Below are 20,094 nucleotides of genomic sequence, written 5' to 3' on the forward strand. Positions count from 1 at the left end.
GCAATAAAACTAGTTAACAAGAGGTTAAGTGAAAGGGGATTTTTGCGCATGTTAAATGGAACGGTGGAAAATATAGCAAAAAACACTCTTCTTTATAGTTTTGTATTAAGCCAGCCTTTTGCTGTCTATGCTGGTAGTTATCCTATTTTCGAAAATAAAACATTACTAGAAGCCGAGCAATTAGAATATGGTGACCATGGTGAAGCTGTGCGAATTTTACAATATAAACTAAATGAACTAGATTATTATGAAGACAAAGTAGATGGAGAACTCGGTGTGTTAACCGAGCATGCTGTTAAAAAATTTCAACGAGACCATAATATAACGATTACAGGCCAAGCAGATACAGAAACTATAGTTGCCTTGATTGAAAGGGATATCGATCGTAATATTAAGAGGTTAGAAAACTTATCAGATTCAGTCTATCCTGGTCTACAAAGTGAAGAGGTTAAGATTGTTCAAGAATCCCTACAGTACTTTGGGTATTATGAAGGTGAAATTGATGGGATGTATGGACCTTTAACTAAAAAAGCAGTAGAGATTGCTGAGGAGAAGCACGATATTGGTTTTTTAGATGAAGCACCTAGGCAGTCCCTTTCTACTATGTATAACGAAGAAAAAGAACAAGCAACATCCAGTGTCTCAAACAAGTCTTCAGCAAATGTCAAAAACGTAAAAGTAAATGCCAATTACTCTAATATAATTCAGACTGCTTATGCACATGTAGGTACACCCTATGTTTGGGGTGGTTCTGCTCCTGGTGGTTTTGACTGTAGTGGATTCCTACAATATGTTTATAGTTCACATGGCATTTCAATTCCACGAACGGTTAGTGATATTTGGAATTTCGGTGCATCCGTTGATTCACTATCGGTTGGAGATTTAGTATTCTATCAAACCTACAAGCCTGGTCCCTCCCATGCGGGAATCTATATAGGGAATGGTCAATTTATCCATGCAGGTTTGGATGGAGTTGAAGTAAGTAACATGTCTGATTCATATTGGCAATCTCGATACTTAGGTGCGAAGCGGATTAGTGGCAGTTAACATATTATCAAATCAATTTCTTCTTACATTTAAACAATAAATATACTTAATGAAAGTTACTCTTGGAAAACGTTATCGATTAGGAAAATCTTCTAGATAATTATCCTTACCAATCAAGTCGAATTCACCACTAGTCTCATTATATTCCAACACAATAACCTCTCCATAAGTATCCGAAGAAATGTCTGTATCTACAATAGCTATTTTGTTTTCACCCATTGAAACGACCCTTTCACCATCATATATATCCAGCGAAGAAGGAAAATGCGATGGTTGATAGGCTGGATACTCTGGTGGGGATTTTAAGGCAATAATTATTAAACAAATTAATATGCCTAGTAAGATCTTACTATTATCAAATTTCACTTTAATTCCTCCCTGTTTTCTTGATACATTCATTGTTTATATTCCTGAATTATCCTTAGTGAATTCACTTCAAACAATTCGGCGATAAGTAATTCTACGATTGTGTTTGAAGAAATTTAGAAACGCTTTATATGCATATCCAGCCAAGTATGGAATACTATTATTAGGGCTCCACAGATAAAATTTTTTATATTAAAAAATCTTCTGTAAATAATTGTATCACAAAAAGTAAAGCAAGCAATGCCCTATCCCATTGCTTGCTTTATACAAGGTCTAATCCCATTCATTAAAAAATTGTTCTAAATAGGCTTCCACAAAAGCATGTCTTTTTTCTGCCTCTTGTCTGGCTCCTTCGGTATGTAAAGTATCCTTTAAAGTTAGGATCTTGTCATAAAAATGCTGAACAGAGGTGCCTTCTCTCTTCTCATCATGATAAATTAACTGCCCCTTTGCTCCACCATAAGCAAATGTCCTTGCTATGCCAATAGCACCGATTGCATCAACTCGATCGGCATCTTGAATGATTTTACCTTCTATTGTAGAAGGTATCCTTCCCTTACTAAAAGAAATATCTTCAATTGCTAAATGAATATCTTCAATTTTGTCGTCAGATATTTTAATCATGTTTAGAAATTGATCCATTTCCGAGAAAGCTTGTTGGGGGTGCAAAAACAATTTATGATCTCCAACGTCATGGAGCCAAGCCCCTGCTACACAAATAAAATAATCTGCCCCTTTTTCCTTGGCTATTTGGCTAGCAAGTCTTGCTACACGTTTTAGGTGGTAAAAATCATGTCCACTTGAATCTGTTTCAAATAGTTCACGACAATACTCTTGTATAGCCTCAAGTTGTTCCATAGGATTCATTAAAACAACCCTACAATCTTTCCATCTTCTGTTACATCCATATTAAGTGCTGCTGGTTTTTTCGGGAGACCTGGCATTGTCATAATGTCTCCTGTTAACGCAACAATAAACCCAGCTCCGATTGATGGACGGAATTCGCGAATCGTAATATTAAATCCAGTAGGTCGACCTAAAAGAGTTGGGTTGTCCGATAAGGAATATTGTGTTTTGGCCATACAAACAGGTAACTTGTCCCAGCCTTGCTTTTCAAAGAAAGCCAGTTGTTTTTTTGCTTTTGGTGAAAGCTCAACACCCTGACCACCATAAACCTTTTGTACGATTTTTTCTATTTTGGTCACGATAGAATCCTCTAGTTCATATACTCGCTTAAAATTCTTATCCTTTGTTTCAATCGTATGAACAATTTTTTCAGCAAGTTCGATTCCGCCTTCTCCACCTTTTGCCCATACATCGGTTAAAGCAACCTCATATTCCCTTTCATCACACCAGGCCTTAATATATTCCACTTCATTCATTGTGTCAGTAGGGAACTTATTGATAGCAATAACAAATGGCAATCCAAAATGCTCTATGGTCTCAATATGCTTCTGAAGGTTCTTCATACCACTTTTTAATGCCTCAATATTTTCCTCTTTTAAATCATCCTTTGTGACACCGCCATTCATCTTGAGTGCACGAATTGTAGCCACAATTACAACCGCATCGGTATCAATATCACCGGCTCTTGTTTTAATATCAAGAAACTTTTCTGCACCTAGGTCTGCTCCAAAACCCGCTTCTGTCACAACAAATTCTCCTAATTTTGCAGCTGTTTTGGTTGCAATGATGCTATTACAGCCATGTGCAATATTAGCAAATGGACCTCCATGTATAATTGCAGGTGTATTTTCAATAGTTTGTACTAGATTAGGCTTTATTGCATCTTTAAGTAATAGTGTTAATGCACCTTCCACTTTTAAATCTCGAACATATATCGGTTCTTCTTGATAAGTATAACCTACCATTATGTTGGAAATTCGGGTTTTTAAATCCTCCAAATCCTTAGATAAACAAAGTATAGCCATAATTTCAGAAGCAACAGTAATATTGAATCCATCTTCCCTAGGTACACCGCGCAAAGGTCCCCCGAGTCCAACAACAATTTGCCTTAGCGCGCGATCATTCACATCCAACACACGTTTAAATTCGACTCTTCTAGGATCAATGTTTAAAGTATTTCCTTGGTGTATGTGATTGTCAATCATTGCAGCCAACACATTATTCGCACTTGTTATAGCATGTAAATCACCCGTGAAGTGTAAGTTGATATCTTCCATTGGTAATACTTGAGAATACCCACCACCAGCTGCTCCACCTTTAATTCCCATAACCGGACCAAGAGAAGGTTCTCTTAGAGCAATAATAGCCTTCTTTCCGATTTTATTTAATGCTTGTCCAAGCCCAACTGTAACGGTTGATTTACCTTCGCCAGCAGGTGTTGGGCTAATTGCAGTAACTAAAATTACTTTTCCATTAGGCTTATCAGCCATTTTTTCTAGGAGCTTATCGGATAATTTTGCTTTTGTATGTCCATAAGGTTCAAAGTCCTTATTAGATAACCCTAAATTTTGTGCTATTTCTTGTATGGGTTTTAACGTTGCCTGTTGTGCTATTTCTATATCTGTTTTCATTTTTCTACTTCCCTTCTCCTTATTGGATTCACTGTTTTCATTGATGTTGCTAAAAAATTATATTCTTAAAGCAATATGATTGTCATAGAAAACAGCCTTTAAGTACTCAGAAAAAAACTGTACAGGGTACATAAAACATTAAAAAATAAATATACTAAGATTATACAATGAATGCCTGTTAATTAACAGACACATTGGATGATTCTGCATATTTCACAATATGCAACTTGACTGTCAATTTAAAATAAGCTATAGTTGACACAAGCAAAGAAGATTTATGGATCATTAGAAATGGTGGCTTCGATTGAAAGAAGTGGGTTAAGTATGATCCAATCTTTCTGTCTGAGCTGCCTTTTTTGATACTCATTTTTCTGATTTGTATTAACACGTTTTACGTGAAGTTTTTAGGAGGATTAAGTTACATGGAAAACGGAGTAGTAAAATGGTTTAACGCAGAAAAAGGTTATGGTTTCATTTCTGTTGAAGGTGGGAACGATGTATTCGTACACTATTCAGCAATACAAGGTGAAGGATTCAAATCTTTAGAAGAAGGCCAAGAAGTAACGTTTGATATTGTTGAAGGTGAACGCGGTCCACAAGCTTCTAATGTAGTTAAAAAATAAAATCATCTATATATAAAACGGTAATCTTCTAAGATTACCGTTTTTTTTGGTTTTCATTGGAGATTACCGATCTTTTAATCATTAAATAGTGTTTTGAACAGAGAGGACTTGTTGAGTAAACTAATACCAATATAATTCCAATTATAATTTAGGAATAGAGGCCAATGCCTTCTCCTCAGCTGGTATCCGAATCCTAAGTAAAATAATATGCAATATAGGAAAAATAACCGCTGAAAAATATGCACCAAGTAACATCGGAATAATAAATAATTCAACCGCTACGATAATATAATTCGGATGTTTTACGTACTTGTAAGGTCCTTTCTTTATTAGTGCAACCCGAGGTAAGACGATAATTTTCGTATTCCAAAACCGGCCTAATGAATAAATACACCAAAATCGTGCAAGTTGTGCAGCAATAAACACTACAAAATATACATAATTGAATACTACCTCTTGATTATTAACTTTCATTAACATCTCTACAATGACACTTAAAAAAAATAATGTATGTAAGTATATAAACCATTTATAATGTTCTGCCCCTGCTTCTATTCCCCCTCGTGCTTTCATCCATTTTTCATTATTTTTGGCTATGACAAGTTCCACAAGCCTTTGTCCTATGATAACTAAAATCAATGCCCAAATCCATAATGCCATTATTCATCCCACTCCACTAATAATATTTCTGAACTAAATCCTGGTCCTAATGCTGTTAAAACACCTTTAGCTCCCAATTTCATATCCTCTTCTAACCATCTTCCCATGACATATTGAACGGTAGCCGACGACATATTTCCGTGTTCAAGAAGTACATCTGCAGAATAACGTAACTTTTCTTCTGAAATTTGAAAAGTCACCATCATAGCATCTAACACTTTTTTGCCTCCGGGGTGAGAAATAAATGCATCAATTTCATCTATACTTATCCCTTCCCGTTGAACGAATTCTTGCATATGAGTTTTCCAAATTGTATTAACTAGTGCGGGAATGCTTTTAGAGAATATTACCTCAAATCCTGTATTAATAATTCTCCAACCCATAACATTTGTACTATCCTTCTCCGTATAAGAACTGTAGCTTTTAATAAATGGTGTTGGCTTTGTTAACGACTTCCTGTATTTAGAATCCTCACCAATGAGTAATAGACAACTTACGCCATCTCCAAATAATGCAGTACCAATTAAGTTACTTTTCTTTTGATCACTTTTCTGAAAGGTTAAACTACAAATCTCACAATTAATTAGTAAGGCTACTTTAGTTGGGTTAGCTTTTAACCAGTTGTATACACGTGATAACCCAATTGCACCGCCTGCACACCCAAGGCCCCAAAGTGGCATTCGTTCAACATTCGTACGGAAAGGACGCTCATTTATTAGAAATGCATCAATAGATGGCGTTGATATACCGGTACTGGATACGAATGACAGTAAATCAATATCCTCGTATGTTATCTCATCTGTAAAACCAGCGTTTTTCAAACAATCATCCATAGCAACCGTTGCATAATGAATGGCATTTTGATGGTACAAGTCATTCCTTTCTTCAAAGCTATGTTCGACTAGGAACCACTCTTCAGGTACAACAAATTGTCTTATCCTGATGGCCGCATTATCAAATACCGGTAACAACCTTGTAACTTCCCTTTCTGAATAGCTAAATAAATTTCCGACTAATTCTTTGACTCTATTTTGCTCCATTTGATACTTTGGAATACCTTTTCCAACTGAACATACAATTGCCATTATCTCACCTATTAAAATTTCAATTTTAGGGTTAGTTTGTGGACGTTTTCATAATTTATTACTTATTTTTACAAATTTCTGCCACAAATAAAATTAGCCATCCCCCCTAAAAACCAATCATATCACGGCTTTCAAAGGATAATTGAACAATAATTGAACGTTATATTTTGTGCATTTTCATCACTGGAAATTTGTGTATGATGAAATTGAACCAACTATTACAAAGAAAAGGGAGGATCTCTAATGCGAATACAGGAAGATAAAAAAGCATCTGAGAAAGATAAGCCCGATTTAAAAGGAACTTTTGTTTCTGTAATGCTTCTTGGCGTCTTTATCATTATTACTTGGGTTGGCGCATTTGCATTATTTATTTCAAGGTAGTTCAACTAAAGGGAGTGTGAAGGTACTATGCATTTGCATAAGTATGAAAAAATTTGGTTAACATTTGGGATTGGTTCATTAGTTGTATTTCTATTCGTAGTCGGTTATGGAGCTTTTTGGCAAGGTACTCATCCTCAAAGTCATGGTGTTACAATCGATCCGAATAATATTGAATCTAATGAGGCCTTTAAACCTGAAAACTTAGGGTTAACAAAAGTAGATGAAAATGAATACATCGTTAACATTACTGCTAGTGCATTTTATTATGACCTTGGTAAGGATGAAGAAGGAAAGTCAGTAAGAACTATCCGTATTCCAAAGGGCTCTAAAGTATTATGGCAGGCAGCTACAAAAGATGTTGTTCATGGGTTTCAGGTGGCAGGAACGAATGTCAATATGATGGTTGAACCAGGTTATGTAAGTAGTTTAGAAACTGTTATGGATAATCCTGGCACTTATACGATTGTTTGTAATGAGTATTGCGGAATAGGGCATCACATGATGTATGCCACAGTGGAGGTGTATGAATAATGCAATTAGCCAAGAAAGAAACAGAATCTAAAGCATCATTTCAAGCACTAGCTATTTCTAAAACCGAATCAAGGCTCTACATGTCTTATATATCAGTTGCTTTTATTTCTTTATTTATAGGTGGATTAATGGGTTTACTCCAAGTTCTAGTACGATCTGGAAAGTTTACCTTACCAGCAGGAATTGATTATTATCAAGTTCTTACTGTTCATGGTGTCATCTTAGGACTTGTGTTAACGACTTATTTTATTATTGGTTTCCATTTTTCTTTAATGGGAAAAACAGTTGGAATCTCTATAAAACAACGAAAAGTTGCATGGATTGCATTTTGGATTATGGTAATTGGAACCGTAATGACAGCCGTAACCATTTTATATGGTGAAGCAAGTGTACTTTATACATTTTACGCTCCACTTCGAGCTCATCCAGCATTTTATATTGGCTTAGCATTAGTTATCATCGGTAGCTGGATTGCAGGATTTGTAAACTGGCATCAATTGAAAGTTTGGAAAAAAGCACATCCTGGTGAAAAATCACCACTATTAGCGTTTATGGTTACCATTAATACTGCAATGTGGTTTATTTGTTCATTAGGAGTAGCTGTTGCAGTTCTAGTTCAATTTATCCCGTGGTCACTCGGATACGCTGAAACAATCAATGTTTTATTAAGTAGAACTTTATTCTGGTATTTTGGTCACCCATTAGTATATTTCTGGTTGTTACCTGCTTATATGGCATGGTATGCAATTATTCCAAAGATTATTGGAGGAAAAATCTTTAGTGATTCCTTAGCTAGATTGTCATTTGTATTATTCTTATTCTTCTCGATTCCAGTAGGTTTCCACCATCAATTAACAGAGCCTGGTATTGATCCAACATGGAAATTTATTCAAGTAGTATTAACATTCATGGTAATAATCCCAAGCTTAATGACTGCATTCTCCATGTTTGCGACTTTCGAAATTACGGGACGTCGAAAAGGTGCTAAAGGATTATTTGGTTGGTTCAAAAAGTTACCATGGAGAGATGTACGTTTCCTCGCACCATTTATTGGAATGTTAGCATTTATCCCTGGTGGTGCTGGAGGAATCATTAATGCTTCTCACCAAATGAATGCTTTAATTCACAATACGATATGGGTTACTGGTCACTTCCATTTAACCGTAGCAACTACTGTTATGTTAACATTTTTTGGAATTAGTTATTGGTTAGTTCCTCACTTAAGAGGAAGAAAATTAACACCACAAATCAACCGATTAGGTATCATTCAAGCATTTGTTTGGACTGTTGGTATGACTATTATGTCTGGTGCAATGCATATTCAAGGATTACTAGGAGCACCAAGACGCTCCTCTTATTCTGAGTATGGTGGCGGGGAACAAGCTTCTGAATGGATTGGTTACCAATTAGCACAAGCAGTTGGCGGAACTATACTATTTATTGGCATTCTTCTAATGGTTTACATCTTTATTAAACTAACATTCTTTGCACCTAAAGGTGAGGAAGAATTTCCAATCGCGGAAGAAGAAGAAGATGCTGAAGAAACTCCAGCATGGTTTGAAAATTGGAAATTATGGATTGGTATTACAGTTGCACTTATCTTAGCTGCATACACCGTACCAGTAATTGATATTGTTCAACATTCCCCATTGGGATCTGTTCCGTTTGACTTTCCTATAGGTAGATAAACATTAAACAAGGAGTGTCCGTAATAAGACACTCCTTGTTTAATGTTTAAAAATATCTGATCTCAAAAAGAAAGTTGTTATTACACAATTGATAGAAAATGTACGGTAACCACTCAATTTATTGTGCTAGTGCTATGATACCGCTTCGGCAGAACACTCCGCTTTTACTTCCAGCACAGGGCGACATCTGCTCGAAAAGACCTCACAGTGTCTAATAAAATATGAAATTATGAAACAACAAACATTACGAAAACATCCTTTAAAATTGATAAATATCCTGATATTTTGTTGTTAAGTATCTTACTAAATAATCTGGGTTTAGTCCTTCACCTGTTACATCGTGTAAGATATCTAGAGGTTTTTTCATTTTTCCATACTGATGAATATTCTCTGTCATCCAATTACGAATTGGTGAAAAGTCTCCAGATTTTATTGATTTATCAATATCAACAGTTTCACGCATCTTGTGTTCGAACTGAGCTGCGTACATATATCCTAATGCATAAGAAGGGAAATAACCAAAATCCCCTCCCGCCCAGTGTATATCTTGCAGGACCCCTTCCCTATCGGATGGTGGTTTTATACCTAAGTATTCTTTCATTTTCTCATTCCAAAGCTGTGGTAATTCTTTTACGTCGATTTCCCCATTTATAAGTGCTTTTTCAAGTTCATATCGGACCATAATATGAAGCGGATAGGTTAATTCATCTGCTTCGATTCGGATAAAGGAAGGTTTTACTTCGTTAACTGCCTGATAAAAATCATTTAATGGCACCTTTTCAAAATGACTTGGTGCGTATTTCTTAAATAAATCATAATGCGATTCCCAGAAGACCTTATTTCTCCCTAGAAAATTCTCCCAGAATAGCGATTGAGATTCATGGATGCCCATTGAAGTACCACTTGCTAATGGCGTTCCCTCTAACTTCTTATCAATATTTTGCTCATATAGTGCATGACCGGCTTCATGAATAATTCCGAACACTGCCATTCGAAAGTCCTGTTCATCGTAACGTGTCGTAATCCGAACATCGTTTAAGTTTACGGTAATTTCAAATGGATGAATCGTATCGTCTAGTCGACCGGCATCCCAGTCGTAACCCATTCGATTCAAGATTTCTACCGACAACTCCTCTTGCTTATCTTTTGGAAAATGAGTACGCAACAATGCGGTATCCGGTCTCACAGAACTTGCTTCAATTTTTTGTAGTAAACCCGTTAGCGATGATCTTACTTTCGGAAATACGTTATCTAGAGTTTTGACTGTTACCCCTGGTTCATAGTTATGAAGTAATGCATCATAAATGTTATCCTCATAGCCCCAGTAATTAGCGAACTTTTTATTATATTCCACTAGCTTTTCTAAGTAGGGTTGAAACATAGCAAAATCGGCTTTCTCCCTTGCTTCCTGCCAAACAGCTTCACCTTTCGACTGTAACATAACATACTCTTTGAATTCTTTCTCTGGAATTTTGCGATTCTTTTCGTATGTCTCTTCACATTCTAGAACTGACTTTTGAATAATTTCATTAGTTGATTGCCCTTTTAATTCATCAATAAATCCCTTGATTTTATCAGAGACTTGCATTTGATGGAGTTTTTGCGATAGATAACCGACTACCTCCGAACGCTGTTCTACACCCTTTTTAGGAACTTTTGTCCGTAAATCCCATTGAATTAAAGTGATAGCTTCACGATAAGCGTTTTGTTCTTTCAGATACTCTAAAAAAGCTTTTTCTGTATGTGCTAAACTCACAGTTATTCCCCCTTGCTTTTCTTACCAAAATATTGATAGTAATCCACTTTGATAAACCCATTAAATAATTTTCTTTTTTTAGTAGCGTTTTGTCCATAATACTTTTCAAAAGCTTCATAGGCAGTTAACACGTAAACACTCCATGAAGGATGTTTCTTCATAACCTGCCCAAAATCCTTATAGATACTTTCGACTACTTCCTCGTCACCTATCCGTTGACCGTAAGGTGGGTTTGCAATGATATATCCATTTTCACGTTTGATCGATAAATCCCTTACTTGCATTTGTTTCCAAGTAATTAATTCACCAAGTCCTGCTTCTAAACTATTATTTTTAGCAATATCAATCATATTATGATCTATATCACTACCGATAATTTCGAGCTTTTGATCATAGTTTGCTAAATCTTCTGCTTCCTGGAAGGCATCATCCCAATGTTTAGACCGAATGAAGCTCCAATCCTCAGAATCAAATTCTCGATTAAAACCAGGGGCGATATTTTGTCCAATCAACGCCGCTTCAATTGGAATAGTTCCAGAACCACAGAATGGATCCACTAGTGTATATTCTGGTTTCCAATTCGTTAGTAATACTAATGCTGCAGCCATTGTTTCCTTAAGGGGTGCTTCCCCCTGACCTACACGATAGCCTCTTTTATGTAACCCAACACCTGATGTATCAATAGTAAGTAAGGCAACATCTTTTAATAGCGATACTTCTACCTTATACTGCGCGCCTGTTTCAGGCATTTTTGATATCATACCGTATTTCCTCTTTAAACGTTCGGCAATCGCTTTTTTTACAATCTTTTGACAGTCAGGCACACTGTATAATGTCGATTTTACTGATTTTCCGGATACAGGGAACTGACCATCTTCACTAACATAATGTTCCCATGGAAGCGCTTTTGTTCCTTCAAAGAGCTCATCAAACGTTTTTGCTTTAAACTCACCAACAACTAATCTAATGCGATCTGCTGTCCTCAGCCAAAGATTACATCTTGGTATTGCCGAAATTGGAGCTTCAAATATTACCTTTCCATTATCAACCTGTACTTCGTATCCAAGGTTTCTTACTTCTTCTGCAACAACGGCTTCTAATCCCATCGCAGCAGTTGCTATTAATTTAATATGATTTGACATGAAAAAAGTCCCTTCAGCTTGTTTGTTCAGTAAAATTAGTTTACCACACTTTCCTGATAATAATAAAATAACCTTTCTGCATTTGCATGCAAAAAGGTTATGTTTATCTCACATATAGACCATTGAATACTCGATAAGCCATGTTCTGTACCATTGTACTCCAAACGGTGGTCAGCCTCGTACACAGGTTGTAATCATCTATCTACAGGTTATCACCTGTCCCTCGTTCGGTTCAATTCCCTATTAGAGGATGCCCCTACCATAATTTGGGTTGCTCACTCGTGGGGTTTACCTCGTTCCACCTAAAATGTTTCCATTTTAGCTCCGTCACTGTGGCACTTTCAAGGTTAGAATTCCATATCCTAAAAGGACTTAGGAACTTCACCTGCCGTTAGCCAAATGGCTACCTCGACTTATGAATTCGTCAAGCACGAACACTACAAACGTCTCAGTTTGTGTGAGCATGGACTTTCCTCTGCATTGTCGCAGCGATTACATGAGTATTCATATTTCCTAAGACTTATCTTACCATAACTAGTCCATTTTTTCATTGGAAATTATTGTAAGTTTTTATGAATCTGCATTTGCGTATTTACTCCCAAATACAGCCTTCTCTAAATTAGAGAGTCGCTTTAATACATCATAGTTAACCTGTTGCGGCATAGGATTAGAAGATCTAGTTCTTCCTTGGCTTTCACTCGACTTTTTAAGCTTTACAATCTCTTGCTTTAAGCGATCTATTTCTTGACCAAACGCCTCATAGTCTTGAATGACAATGTCTAAAAACTCATCTACCTCTTCTTGATTATACCCTCTCATTGCCGTTTTAAAATCTTTTTCAAGAATCTCTTTACTGCCTAGCTGAATTCGGTTATTCATCATTTTCTTCACCCCATAATTCCATTTCATTTTTAGTCACTTGATGCCTTAAGTTTAATATGAAACAAGTTATTTTACTATATGTACGACTTCCGCCTTTTATTATAGCAAAAAAGTAAGAAGCTGAACAATCCGCTTCTTACTTATTATTCCTTCTTATTTTTCCATATCTGATTTTTGAAATGAGAATGGGAGTAACTCATCCATTTTAACTGTGATTGTATTATTATTTAAATTTGTTAAATGTATATTCATTTCAGATTCAAAAAACTCACTCATCACCTGGCGACAAGAACCACATGGTGGAACAGGACGCTCCGTGTCTGCAACCACAGCCAACTCAACAAACTCTGTTTCACCTTCTGAGATTGCTTTAAAAATTGCGACTCTTTCCGCACATAATGAAACAGGGTATGCTGCATTCTCTATATTACAGCCAGTATATACTTTCCCTGACTTTGTTAAAAGAGCTGCACCTACCTTGAATTTTGAATAGGGCACATATGCACGTTCTCTTATTTCAATCGCATTATTTATTAGCTCTTGATTAACCATAAGCCTTTCCCCCTCCTGAAGTTTGAAAGCTAATTATAGTAAAAGTAATCAGAATTGTAAAGCAGGAATGCTTATTCTACCGCTCTTAATAATTGGTCGAATACATATAACACAGAGCGATTTAATTCCATATAGCGCCTTCTTCTTACATCAATATAAAAGCTATGCATTAATAAAAGTTCCATATTTTCTCTAGTAGAAACAATTTGATTAGGATGCACACTTATCTTACTCTCTTTTATTATCTTTAATGCAAGTTCCTCCCATTTCGAGAGTAATTCATAGACCGGTAAAGTCTTTTCCTTGACCATTTCAAAATAGTCTTTATCACGAAGATCCTCCGGGGGACTGCTTTGCTCGAATAGGTCTTTAAGATGCTGCAAATCTTCTTTTAGTTGATTTGTGTAGTCAACGAGTAACATTCTAACGCCTCTATTCATCCATTTTATAATTTTATTTTATCATGTATGGGCAATTAAGGCATGATTCAGGTTCTCGTCAGAATATTTCTTTTCATAGTTCTGCAACTTACTTTTGCAAGGAATTCACTATTTCTGTTAAATGATGGATTTCTTGATTTTGTTTTCTATATTGTTCTTGAATATGATTATCCACTTTTAGACTTAATTTTTGTTCTGCTAGTCGTGCAATATCGCTAAGTTGAAGAAGAGCCTCTTCAAAATCCTTCCGAAATCCCCCACAACTATCCTTCTCCTTTAATATTGCTAGTCCCATGGCACTCACCTCAATTTAAGAATAATGTTACTTCCTAAGTTCTGCATAGGAGGCTGTATGTCCTTCATGTTCGACAAAACTAGAAGTTATCGTACAAAACTAGTGTTTAAACTCATTTTTTTTCATCTTTTAGACACACTAAAAAGTAAAAGGAGGTCTAAAATATGAAAGACAAACAGAAAAATAAACAAAAAGAAGTATTAAACGGTAAATCTCTTAAGAGTGGAGACAAGAAGTTAAACGGCCCTAATCGACCTTCTACTTGAGCAAAAGAGGATGTTTCAGGTAATTTCCCTTCCTGATCATCCTCTTTTCCTAATGGATATAATCTTCTAGTTGAAGATATTTTTTACATGATAATAAGCATATAAAAGGTTACGTTTTTGGTAAAACGATTTTCCGATATCCTCTACTTCACTTTGCTCCGGAAAGAACCATTTTTTCTTGATACCCCCGTATTTAAACCAGTCTATTCGAATATTATCTTGATGATCTATTATTGGATAAACCGTACGTAACATAGGACTTTTAGGAAAATCAACAGGTAATAACTGTTCATAATCATATCGTGAACCTGTGTGTTCTACTTGGAGCATGAAATCCATTAAGTTTGGGTAAATATCAGGGTGAAATAGTTGTCTAGCAATTTTTTTCCCTAACGTTATACGGTTTGTAACATTTGTAAACCCATGGATATATGAACCATATAATCTTCCAGTGGTTGTGGGAAGTAAAACAGCGTTTAACATCAGATTGTTTTGCAATACGTATGGAAAACTTAAAAACACTTTTTTTCTAAAATAGGGCTGTGAAATAACCGGACGTTGTATTACATTTTGTTCATTTATAATTAATGCAGTCAAAAGTCGATTTTTATCTTTCGTTTTGCTGAAAATCTGCCATTCTCTCTTCATAAACGATGAGACATGTAGGTCATCTAGAAGGTCAAACATTACTAAATCATTTTTAAGGGATAATTCATAAATTAATAATTGTGGAAAAGCATCAGAAAAAATAAGCCAATTTGCACGTTCATATGTCATAAATAACTGATTGCGTTCTCTATCACTTAACATCTTTTTATATGGAAGTAAATACAAGTCTGTCATATTCCAACCAGCATTTCGGGATACAATAGATGCAACTATTGCCCATTTAATTTCTGGATACTTTATAAAAAAACGTTGGTAAGCTTTCGTTCGAGAAATGTTGTCAATATTATACTTCCTTGTTTTATTTATTATATAATAGAGGTAATCCCTTTTTTGCGAGTTCAACATTTAGGAATCCTGCCTTAAGTAATAAATTTACTATATTTTTATCATTAAAGTAACACTGTGGGCGTTTTTTCTGATATGATACTGATTATGCTAGGAGGCATAGTATGAATTATCCAAACGGAAAACGGTCGCTACCTACTAACAGTAACCTGACAAAGCAATCTTTTTCAAATCGCGGAATGACACTTGAAGAGGATATTAACCTGACGAATCAATATTACCTAGATATGGACCTTGCGATTATTCATAAGAAACCAACACCGATTCAAATTGTAAAAGTAAATTATCCTAAACGAAGTGCTGCTGTCATAACAGAAGCATACTTCAAACAAGCATCTACTACGGATTATAATGGTATTTATCGAAATCGATATGTAGACTTTGAGGCAAAAGAAACAAAAAACAAAACATCTTTTCCATTAGCCAACATACATGAACATCAGATTACCCATATGGAATCAGTAGTTCAACATGGCGGTATTTGTTTTATGATTATCCATTTTGCTTCTCATAATGAAACATATTATTTGGAAGCAGATAAATTGCTCCCCTATTGGTATGAAAAGGCAGCAAATGGTAGAAAATCGATACCATACGATTATATAAAGCAGCAAGGATATTTTATACCTTTTAAATATCAAGCTAGAGTTGATTATCTATCTATTATTGATCAACTTTATTTTTAGATTGGAGGTAGTGAGAAATGGCAGAAAATCGCCAAACTCGCACTGCGCGTAGAAAACAGAAAAAATCAAAAAAGAAACCAAAATGGAAAAAAATATTCTTAGGACTTGTACTGTTCTTTCTTGTTGTCGGATTAGGTGTTGCCGGCCTATTCACCTATTATGTTGCCACTGCTCCTGAAATTGATGCATCAAAATTAGCCGATCCCTTCTCATCTCAGGTTTATGATCCAGATGGTGAATTGATTGCTGACCTAGGTGATACAAAAAGAACAAAGATTAATTATGAAGATTTACCCGATGTGTTAATTGATGCAGTTATTGCTACCGAGGATGCAAGGTTTTTTGAACACCCAGGTATCGATATAAGACGTATCGGTGGAGCTATAATTGGTAATATCCGAAATGGTTTTGGCTCTGAAGGAGCAAGTACCATTACCCAACAATTGGTTGAAAAATCCTTCCTGACTAATGAAAAGAAAATGAAGGTAAAGGTTCAAGAACAATGGCTTGCTCTTCAATTAGAGAGGGATTACTCAAAAGAACAAATTTTAGAGATGTATCTAAATAAAATTTATTACGGTGCAGGTGCACATGGGGTTGCTAAGGCAGCTGAAACGTATTTTGGTAAAACTGATTTGCATGATCTAACATTACCAGAGGCAGCAATTTTAGCAGGATTACCACAGCGCCCATCTGCTTATGATCCATTCAAAAACCCAGATTTAACAAGGGGTAGAATGGAAACAGTATTAAAATTAATGGTTCGTCATAATAAAATATCACAAGCGGAAGCTGATGAAGCACTAAAAGTAGATATTCCTTCACTGTTAGTAGAGGATCGTCCTGAATCAACTCCATATGATGCGTTTATACAGCAAGTTGAAAAAGAAGTAGAAGCCAAATTAGATGGTGCAGACATCTATTCTGACGGATTGAAAATTTATACTACTTTAGATAGGAACGCTCAAGATTATGTTGAGCTTTTATTGTCTGACTCGGAAAATAATCCGATTAACTTCCCTAATGGAGATTTACATGCTGGTCTTGTAGTACTCGATACCAAATCTGGTGCAATTCGAGCAATCGGTGGAGATAGAAATTATCAAAATGGATGGAACTATGCTATTCAAGGTGGTAGCCAACCTGGATCAGCATTTAAACCAATTGTTGCATATGGACCGGCTATCGAATTTAATAAAATGTCGACCTATCATCAAATAAATGATGATAAACCGTTTGAAATCGCTGGTACTGATCAAGCAGTCCGAAATTGGAATAGACAATATCAAGGCTGGATGTCAGCCCGATATGCGCTTCAAGAATCGCTTAACGTGCCAGCTGTTAAAACATTATTAGAAGTTGGATATGAAAACTCACAGAAATTTGCAAATAACTTAGGTATTGAATTTGCTAATGGAAAACCAGAATTAACAGATGCAATTGGTGGTCACGAAACAAACGTAAATCCACTCCAACTTGCCGGTGCATACCAACCATTTGGAAACGAAGGTATGCGTTATGAACCGTATGCTGTTACAAAAGTGGTATTTCCAGATGGCCGTACAGTCGAGCTTACACCAGAACCAGAGGTTGCAATGTCGGATTATACAGCCTATATGATGTCTGACATGTTAAAAACCGCATTAGCACAAGGTTCTTCTGGCGGACCAGCTCGAATACCGGGATTACCGATTGCAGCTAAAACTGGTACAACAAACCTAAAAGACGTTGAAGGAGCTAAAGATTCTTGGATTGCTGGATACACAACAAACTATACAACAGCGATATGGGTTGGTTATGATGAAACCCAGCGAACAATGGATGATGAGAAATGGATTGCTCATGCCCTATTCAAGCAACTTATGACTAATTTACATGATGGGGTTGAAACTCCTGACTTTGTAAAACCAGATTCCGTTGTAGAGGTTGCGGTAGAGAAAGGTTCAAATCCTGTTGCATTACCAAGTGAATTTACTCCAAAGTCTGAAATTGTAACAGAGCTTTTTGTAAAGGGGACAGAACCGACTAAAACATCCGAAAAATACGATCAGTTAGATCCAGTTGAAAAACTTAAAGCTGAGTACAGCGAAGGCAATAATGCGATAATTGCTGAATGGGAGTATGACTCAGATGAGGATGTTTCATTTGAAGTATCCGCAAGTGTCGATGGTGGTGATATGCAAGTCCTCTCTTCTACGAATGACAAAAGAATAGAAATAACAGAAGTCAGTCCTGGCTCTGAATATAACATTCAAGTTGTTGTAGTAAGCAATGAGGATGAAGCAAATCGAAGTGAACCAAAATCGGTTAAAGTGAAGATTGAACAAGAAGAAGAGGAAGAGGAAGAAAACACACCAATAAACCCGGTGGATGGATTAACAGCAGTTTTTGATCAAAATAATTCATTCATTGATGTAAGTTGGAGTTATAATGGCCCTCCTGCCATATTTGAAGTAACCGTGGAAGGACCACAAGGTGGAACACAGACGGTTCAATCAAACGGAATTGAAATTAATGGTAGTTTTGAACCAGGGCAAGTTTACACCATCCATGTAACTCCAATTGGACAAAATGGTGCAAATGAGGGTTCACGTGGAGAAACTAGAACTACTTCGGTAGAAATACCTGGAGAAACTAGTACAGAGCCTGATCCGGGAGATGATGAAGAAACAGGAGTTCCTGAACCTGGTGAAGATAATGAAGAATAAAAGAATGCTGTCACAGATTTTGTGACAGCATTTTTTACATTGCCTCTCTTTTTTTCATCCGCTTCTGCCCTTCTCTACATACTTCAAGTAATGGGCACTCTGGACATTCTGGATTTCTTGCCTTACAATGATATCTACCAAAGAATATTAATCGATGGTGTGTAACGCTCCACTCTTCCTTTGGAACTTTTCGCATTAATGTTTCTTCAACCTCAAGTACAGAGTCCTTCCAACGGCATATTCCTAGTCTTTTTGATACACGTTCCACATGTGTATCAACTGCGATTGCTGGTTCTCCAAAAGCAACTGATGCCACAACATTAGCGGTCTTTCTTCCTACTCCAGCCAATTTTACTAAGTCTTCTTTCGAACGCGGAACTTCCCCATCGTATTCATCAATTAGTACTTTACATAGCTTTTGAATGTTTTTTGCTTTATTACGATACAATCCTATTGACTTTATATCATGCTGTAGTTCCTCAAGTGGAACTACTAAATAGTCCTCTGGTGTCTTGTATTTTTTAAAAAGATCCTTTGTGACTTTATTAACCAATACATCTGTACATTGTGCAGATAAAAGCACTGCTATAACAAGCTCAAATGGATTATTATGATTTAATTCACAATCTGCATCAGGAAACATCTCACCAATTTCATCAAGACAAAATCTTACTTGTTTCTTATTTAACATTAGTCCTCTCCCTCTAGCCAATTATAATAAAAGGATGTATCTCTCTGTTTATTTTCTGTATTTGCTAGTTTTGTTGCCTGATTATCGTGGAATTTTTTTGAAGCAAGCCGTGCTTGTTCTACTGTATGAATCCCTTTCTTTTTCCACTCTCTCAAAATACGATCCATATATTTAAAATTTAGTTTTGCCATCAAAACGGATTCCCTTAGGGCAGCTTTTATTAACGCTGGAGAAATCTCATCTTCATCAAGCCATACATTTACCGTTTCAATTTCAAATGGAGATAATGGTCTACCAAACTCTTGTTCAAATAAAATAAATAGAGAACCGTCCTCGGTCTCTTTTTTCACTGGTATCTCAGGTTGATAAAGTTTTTCCCATAATGGTTCAAGAGAATATACTTCACTTAACTGTTGTTGGCTATTCTCTGTCCTTTCAATCTTCAAGAGATTTTTTTGTATAAGTTTCCGAAGTATCATGGAGCATTCTTTTTCATCGATTGTTAAGTTAGCAGTTAATTCTTCTAACGTGGGAAAACTATTGCCCTTATAAATTGAACGGTGGATTAATATTACCGCCATTAATTCCGTTTCATTAAGGCCAAGTATTTTATAAGAAATGAGCAATTTATTAGGTATGGTTATTTGATCATATAAGAAATCTTGAAATGATAGTTGTTTTTTCATATTGTGAGCACCTCCTATCTAGTATAGCATGATTACGACATTTTTCTATTATATTCGA

22 protein-coding genes and 1 other RNA gene are annotated in these 20,094 nt (G+C 35.9%); 8 read left to right on the forward strand and 15 right to left on the reverse strand.

Annotated elements, in window-relative coordinates:
• Positions 1-48: 48 nt before the first annotated feature.
• Complete coding sequence (locus TY11_RS09665; protein WP_042145561.1) at positions 49-1,047, forward strand: C40 family peptidase; 999 nt, start codon at positions 49-51, stop codon at positions 1,045-1,047.
• A 72-nt stretch (positions 1,048-1,119) separates the two neighbouring features.
• On the opposite strand, the gene TY11_RS09670 is transcribed toward TY11_RS09665, so the two are convergent.
• From TY11_RS09670 to TY11_RS09680, 3 genes are all read right to left on the reverse strand, one after another.
• Positions 1,120-1,446 carry a hypothetical protein gene (locus TY11_RS09670; protein WP_042145564.1) on the reverse strand — a complete coding sequence of 109 codons (327 nt, stop codon included), beginning with the start codon at positions 1,444-1,446 and terminating at the stop codon, positions 1,120-1,122.
• A 240-nt stretch (positions 1,447-1,686) separates the two neighbouring features.
• The gene (locus TY11_RS09675) at positions 1,687-2,280 is read right to left on the reverse strand and encodes an HD domain-containing protein (protein ID WP_042145567.1); all 594 of its coding nucleotides are present in this window, start codon (positions 2,278-2,280) and stop codon (positions 1,687-1,689) included.
• Positions 2,280-3,950, reverse strand: coding sequence for a formate--tetrahydrofolate ligase (locus tag TY11_RS09680; protein WP_042145570.1), 1,671 nt, complete (start codon positions 3,948-3,950; stop codon positions 2,280-2,282). Before TY11_RS09680 ends, TY11_RS09675 begins: the two co-directional genes overlap by 1 nt.
• Positions 3,951-4,372: 422 nt before the next feature.
• Here TY11_RS09680 and TY11_RS09685 point away from each other — a divergent pair, with 422 nt between their 5' ends.
• Positions 4,373-4,573 carry a cold-shock protein gene (locus tag TY11_RS09685; RefSeq protein WP_026906517.1) on the forward strand — a complete coding sequence of 67 codons (201 nt, stop codon included), beginning with the start codon at positions 4,373-4,375 and terminating at the stop codon, positions 4,571-4,573.
• Positions 4,574-4,714: 141 nt separating this feature from the next.
• On the opposite strand, the gene TY11_RS09690 is transcribed toward TY11_RS09685, so the two are convergent.
• Both TY11_RS09690 and TY11_RS09695 read right to left on the reverse strand, forming a co-directional pair.
• Positions 4,715-5,233: an isoprenylcysteine carboxyl methyltransferase family protein gene (locus TY11_RS09690; RefSeq protein WP_042145575.1), complete on the reverse strand. Its 519-nt coding sequence runs from the start codon at positions 5,231-5,233 to the stop codon at positions 4,715-4,717.
• Positions 5,233-6,318: a type III polyketide synthase gene (locus TY11_RS09695; protein WP_042145578.1), complete on the reverse strand. Its 1,086-nt coding sequence runs from the start codon at positions 6,316-6,318 to the stop codon at positions 5,233-5,235. Before TY11_RS09695 ends, TY11_RS09690 begins: the two co-directional genes overlap by 1 nt.
• Before the next feature lie 243 nt (positions 6,319-6,561).
• On the opposite strand from TY11_RS09695, the gene TY11_RS09700 reads away from it, so the two are divergent.
• The 3 genes from TY11_RS09700 to TY11_RS09710 are packed head-to-tail and all read left to right on the forward strand — an operon-like array spanning position 6,562 to position 8,918.
• Complete coding sequence (locus TY11_RS09700; protein ID WP_042145582.1) at positions 6,562-6,699, forward strand: cytochrome c oxidase subunit 2A; 138 nt, start codon at positions 6,562-6,564, stop codon at positions 6,697-6,699.
• A 27-nt stretch (positions 6,700-6,726) separates the two neighbouring features.
• A complete protein-coding gene (locus tag TY11_RS09705) occupies positions 6,727-7,230 on the forward strand; it encodes a cytochrome c oxidase subunit II (protein WP_042145584.1) in 504 nt (167 codons plus the stop codon).
• Positions 7,230-8,918, forward strand: a complete 1,689-nt coding sequence (locus TY11_RS09710) for a b(o/a)3-type cytochrome-c oxidase subunit 1 (RefSeq protein WP_042145586.1) — start codon at positions 7,230-7,232, stop codon at positions 8,916-8,918. The genes TY11_RS09705 and TY11_RS09710 overlap by 1 nt, the downstream gene beginning before the upstream one ends.
• A 259-nt stretch (positions 8,919-9,177) precedes the next feature.
• Here TY11_RS09710 and TY11_RS09715 read toward each other — a convergent pair whose 3' ends face one another.
• The 7 genes from TY11_RS09715 to TY11_RS09740 all read right to left on the reverse strand — a co-directional run bounded on the left by TY11_RS09715 (position 9,178) and on the right by TY11_RS09740 (position 13,985).
• Entirely contained in the window at positions 9,178-10,680 is a 1,503-nt protein-coding gene (locus tag TY11_RS09715; RefSeq protein WP_042145589.1) for a carboxypeptidase M32, read from the reverse strand.
• Positions 10,677-11,816 carry a THUMP domain-containing class I SAM-dependent RNA methyltransferase gene (locus TY11_RS09720; protein WP_042145591.1) on the reverse strand — a complete coding sequence of 380 codons (1,140 nt, stop codon included), beginning with the start codon at positions 11,814-11,816 and terminating at the stop codon, positions 10,677-10,679. The genes TY11_RS09715 and TY11_RS09720 overlap by 4 nt, the downstream gene beginning before the upstream one ends.
• Positions 11,817-11,945: 129 nt before the next feature.
• Positions 11,946-12,320, reverse strand: an RNA gene (gene rnpB, locus TY11_RS20110) — RNase P RNA component class B.
• Positions 12,321-12,386: 66 nt separating this feature from the next.
• Positions 12,387-12,698, reverse strand: a complete 312-nt coding sequence (gpsB, locus tag TY11_RS09725) for a cell division regulator GpsB (protein WP_042145594.1) — start codon at positions 12,696-12,698, stop codon at positions 12,387-12,389.
• Positions 12,699-12,851: 153 nt separating this feature from the next.
• Complete coding sequence (locus TY11_RS09730) at positions 12,852-13,250, reverse strand: cytidine deaminase (protein ID WP_042145596.1); 399 nt, start codon at positions 13,248-13,250, stop codon at positions 12,852-12,854.
• A 71-nt stretch (positions 13,251-13,321) separates the two neighbouring features.
• The gene (locus TY11_RS09735; protein ID WP_042145597.1) at positions 13,322-13,672 is read right to left on the reverse strand and encodes a DUF1798 family protein; all 351 of its coding nucleotides are present in this window, start codon (positions 13,670-13,672) and stop codon (positions 13,322-13,324) included.
• Positions 13,673-13,778: 106 nt separating this feature from the next.
• The gene (locus TY11_RS09740) at positions 13,779-13,985 is read right to left on the reverse strand and encodes a hypothetical protein (protein WP_042145600.1); all 207 of its coding nucleotides are present in this window, start codon (positions 13,983-13,985) and stop codon (positions 13,779-13,781) included.
• 164 nt (positions 13,986-14,149) lie between these two features.
• Here TY11_RS09740 and TY11_RS20650 point away from each other — a divergent pair, with 164 nt between their 5' ends.
• Positions 14,150-14,251: a spore protein gene (locus TY11_RS20650; RefSeq protein WP_197025077.1), complete on the forward strand. Its 102-nt coding sequence runs from the start codon at positions 14,150-14,152 to the stop codon at positions 14,249-14,251.
• A gap of 66 nt (positions 14,252-14,317) precedes the next feature.
• Here the strand turns inward: TY11_RS20650 and TY11_RS09745 are convergent, their stop codons facing one another.
• Positions 14,318-15,265, reverse strand: a complete 948-nt coding sequence (locus TY11_RS09745) for a DUF2515 family protein (protein WP_042145602.1) — start codon at positions 15,263-15,265, stop codon at positions 14,318-14,320.
• A 104-nt stretch (positions 15,266-15,369) separates the two neighbouring features.
• On the opposite strand from TY11_RS09745, the gene recU reads away from it, so the two are divergent.
• Positions 15,370-15,951 carry a Holliday junction resolvase RecU gene (recU, locus tag TY11_RS09750; RefSeq protein ID WP_042145605.1) on the forward strand — a complete coding sequence of 194 codons (582 nt, stop codon included), beginning with the start codon at positions 15,370-15,372 and terminating at the stop codon, positions 15,949-15,951.
• A gap of 17 nt (positions 15,952-15,968) precedes the next feature.
• Positions 15,969-18,659: a transglycosylase domain-containing protein gene (locus tag TY11_RS09755; RefSeq protein WP_042145608.1), complete on the forward strand. Its 2,691-nt coding sequence runs from the start codon at positions 15,969-15,971 to the stop codon at positions 18,657-18,659.
• A 34-nt stretch (positions 18,660-18,693) separates the two neighbouring features.
• On the opposite strand, the gene nth is transcribed toward TY11_RS09755, so the two are convergent.
• Both nth and TY11_RS09765 read right to left on the reverse strand, forming a co-directional pair.
• A complete protein-coding gene (gene nth / locus TY11_RS09760) occupies positions 18,694-19,350 on the reverse strand; it encodes an endonuclease III (protein ID WP_042145611.1) in 657 nt (218 codons plus the stop codon).
• A complete protein-coding gene (locus TY11_RS09765) occupies positions 19,350-20,036 on the reverse strand; it encodes a DnaD domain-containing protein (protein ID WP_042145613.1) in 687 nt (228 codons plus the stop codon). Before TY11_RS09765 ends, nth begins: the two co-directional genes overlap by 1 nt.
• Between the last annotated feature and the right edge of the window lie 58 nt (positions 20,037-20,094).

The sequence above is a fragment of the Paucisalibacillus algeriensis genome (assembly GCF_000577245.1).
In the GTDB taxonomy this organism is placed as follows: domain Bacteria; phylum Bacillota; class Bacilli; order Bacillales; family Amphibacillaceae; genus Ornithinibacillus.